Below are 2,940 nucleotides of genomic sequence, written 5' to 3'. Positions count from 1 at the left end.
CGCTCATGTTCGGGACTCCAGGGCAGTAGGAAGGATTGCCCGAGTGTCGGCCAGCCCGCCGGCGGGGACAAGGCTTCGCGCCGCCATGAATGGCGCCCGATAAGGCAGCGGGATGTTCCGCTTCAGTCGAACGGAATGTACAGCCGGCCACGCGGGCCGAGCTTGAACAGCCACCAGTCGTAGTTGTGCCGGACCACCACCAGCAGCAGGCTGCCGAGCAACGCGAAGCCGGCGCCGACGGCGTACCAGCGACTGCCTTCCTGCCAGCACAGGTAGCCGAGCCCGAGCGCCAGCAGCAGGCCGAGTTCGGCGAGGACCATCCCGGACTGGCGGATGAACGGCTGCGCCTGCACCATCTGGCGGAACAACCAGGAGCCCTCGTCGAACACGCGCAAGGGAGAAACGGGATCGTGCATGGAGACCTCCATGGGTGACGAAACGCCTCGTCCAGCGAGGCGCCAGCACCCTAGCCCCGATCCTTGCGCGATGGCACTTGCTGCAATCTCAAACTCGCTTAAGAAAACTCTGAATCATCCAGTCGGGCGCGAAACGCCAGGTAATGTTCGAGCACCGCCGCCGGCGCTTCGATCTGCGGATAGTGGCCGATGCCATCGAGCAGCACGCAGTCGGCATCGGCGACCAGTTGCCGGTAGCGCTCGACCATGTGCGCCCCGGAGATCGGGTCGACGGCGCCATCAATCACCCGCAACGGCACCCCGCCGTGCTGCAACGCCGCCACCCAGCGCTCACGCTGCTCGCGGCGGTCGACGATGTAGCGAATCAGGCGATGCATCACCCGCTGCCCCTGGTTGCTTTCGATCAGGCTCCAGAAGGCATCCAGCTCGGTCTCGCCGGGCTGGCTGCGCGGGCCGAAGACCTTGGCGAAGTTGCGCGCCAGGGCGCGGCGGTCGAACAGCCGGCCGAACAGCCCGCCCAACGGGCTCAGCAACAGCTTCTGGCTGAGCACCGGGCGGTGCGTTTCCGGGAACAGCCCACCATTGAGGAACACGCAGGAGGCGAGCCGCAGCCGGCCTTCGTGATGGCGGGCGAGCAGTTCCTGGGCGACGCTGTCGCCGTAGTCGTGGGCCAGCACGTGCAGCGGCTCGTCGACTCCCAGGCGGCCGAGCAGCCCCTGTTGCAGGTCGGCCTGCTCCAGCAGGCTGTAGCGATGGGCGCGCGGCTTGGCCGAATCGCCGAAGCCGAGCAGGTCGCAGACCAGCACGCGGTAGCGCTGCGCCAGCGGCTCCCAGAGGTAGTGCCAGTCCCAGGCGGCGCTGGGAAAACCGTGGATCAGCAGCAACGGCCGACCCTGCCCGGCTTCCCAGTAGCGGATCGGGAAGCCCTTGAAATCCAGGGTGCGGCCGCGCCTCCGCCAGGCCTCCAGGGGAATGCCGGGCAGCGCCGCGGTCACTGGCGGTAGCCCGGGTTCTGCTGGTCGAGCTTGCGCAGCAGCGCCGGCCAGGCGAGCTGGCCGCCCATGCCGGTCTTGCTGCGCATCACCCCGGCGATCATGTCGCGCGCGCCGGCGAGGATCTGCCCCGGGATGTGGATCAGCTCGGCGCCGCCGCTCTGCGCCATCACCTGTACCTCGCAGGCGCGTTGCAGAGTGAACATCATGAGGAAGGTATCGGCGATGGAACCGCCGCAGGTGAGCAGGCCGTGGTTGGGCAGGATCAGGAAGTTGCTGGTCCCCAGGTCAGCCTGCAGGCGGGCCTTTTCCTCATGGTTCAGGGCGACGCCCTCGTAGGCGTGGTAGGACAGGCTGGAGAGCACGAACAACGATTGCTGCGACAGCGGCAACAGGCCCTGCTTCTGGCAGGACACCGCGATCCCCGCGGCGGTATGGGTGTGCAGCACGCATTCGACGTCATGGCGGACCTCGTGCACCGCGCTGTGGATGGTGTAGCCGGCCGGGTTGATCTCGTAGGGGCTGTCCATCAGCTTCTTGCCGCTGGCGTCCACCTTCACCAGGCTGGAGGCGGTGATCTCGTGGAACATCAGGCCGAACGGGTTGATCAGGAAGTCCTCGGTGCCCGGCACCTTGGCCGAGATGTGGGTGAAGATCAGGTCGTCCCAACCGTGCAGGGCGACCAGCCGGTAGCAGGCAGCGAGATCGACGCGGGTCTGCCATTCGGCGGCGGAGACCTGGGCTTGCACATCGGCGGGCAGGGAGTGAACGGCGGTCACGGCGGCATCCTCTTTTGTCGTTATCGGATGCCCGCAGTCTAGCCCCGCCCTCCTCCGGCGACTGTCGCCGGGCTTACACTCGCGCGCCGGCTGAATGGCGGAGGATTCAGCCGGCCTATGCGCGCAGGCTACAGGCAGTGGGCGACCAGGGGTGCGACCAGCAGGTTGAACAGCCCGGTGAGAACCATCAGCAGACCGGCCGCCGAACCTTCCTCGCCGCCGAACTCGTAGGCCCGACTGGTGCCGGCGCCGTGCGCGCCGACGCCGAACAGCGCGCCGCGGGCCAGCGGCGTGCGCAAGCGCAGGACGCGCAGCAGGGTGCCGCCGATCACCGCGCCGAACACCCCGGTGATCATCACGAAGGCGGCGGTCAGTTCCGGCACGCCACCCAGGTCGTGGGACATCTCCATGGCGAACGGCGTGGTGATCGAGCGCGGCAGCAACGACAGCGTGACCTGGCCGTCCAGCGCCAGGGCCTGGGCCAGCGCCCAGGAGCTGCCGATGGCCACTGCGGTGCCGGCGAACATCCCGGCCAGCAGCGCCGGCCAGTGGCGCATCAGCAGCTCGCGCTGCTGCCAGATCGGGATGGCGAAGGCCACCGTCGCCGGACCGAGCAGCGCCACCAGCCAATTGGTGTCGCGGGCGTAGTCGGCGTAGCGGGTATGGGTGGGAATCGCCAGGGCGTAGAGCAGCACCGGGACGAACACGATGGGCGACAGCCAGTACCACTTCACCCGGCGGTACAGCTGGCGG

At 68.2% G+C, this 2,940-nt stretch carries 4 protein-coding genes; all 4 read right to left on the bottom strand.

The window, feature by feature from the left end:
* Positions 1-122: 122 nt before the first annotated feature.
* A complete protein-coding gene (locus tag FFS27_RS31165; RefSeq protein WP_003122196.1) occupies positions 123-416 on the bottom strand; it encodes a hypothetical protein in 294 nt (97 codons plus the stop codon).
* Between the two features lie 98 nt (positions 417-514).
* Complete coding sequence (locus FFS27_RS31160; protein WP_003138203.1) at positions 515-1,411, bottom strand: alpha/beta fold hydrolase; 897 nt, start codon at positions 1,409-1,411, stop codon at positions 515-517.
* Positions 1,408-2,187, bottom strand: coding sequence for a class II aldolase/adducin family protein (locus tag FFS27_RS31155; RefSeq protein ID WP_003091880.1), 780 nt, complete (start codon positions 2,185-2,187; stop codon positions 1,408-1,410). The genes FFS27_RS31160 and FFS27_RS31155 overlap by 4 nt, the downstream gene beginning before the upstream one ends.
* A gap of 128 nt (positions 2,188-2,315) precedes the next feature.
* Positions 2,316-2,940: LrgB family protein (locus tag FFS27_RS31150; protein ID WP_137952471.1), on the bottom strand; the 625-nt coding region annotated here is incomplete at its 5' end.

The sequence above is a fragment of the Pseudomonas sp. 2VD genome (assembly GCF_005503585.1).
Classification (GTDB): Bacteria; Pseudomonadota; Gammaproteobacteria; order Pseudomonadales; family Pseudomonadaceae; genus Pseudomonas; species Pseudomonas aeruginosa.
Note: the sequence above shows the minus strand (reverse complement) of the source record. Positions and strands in the feature narration are given on the sequence as shown.

Bases quoted from the DNA above. Each gene is read 5' to 3' on its own strand.
- FFS27_RS31165 (WP_003122196.1), bottom strand. From the start codon at position 416: ATGCACGATCCCGTTTCTCCCTTGCGCGTGTTCGACGAGGGCTCCTGG.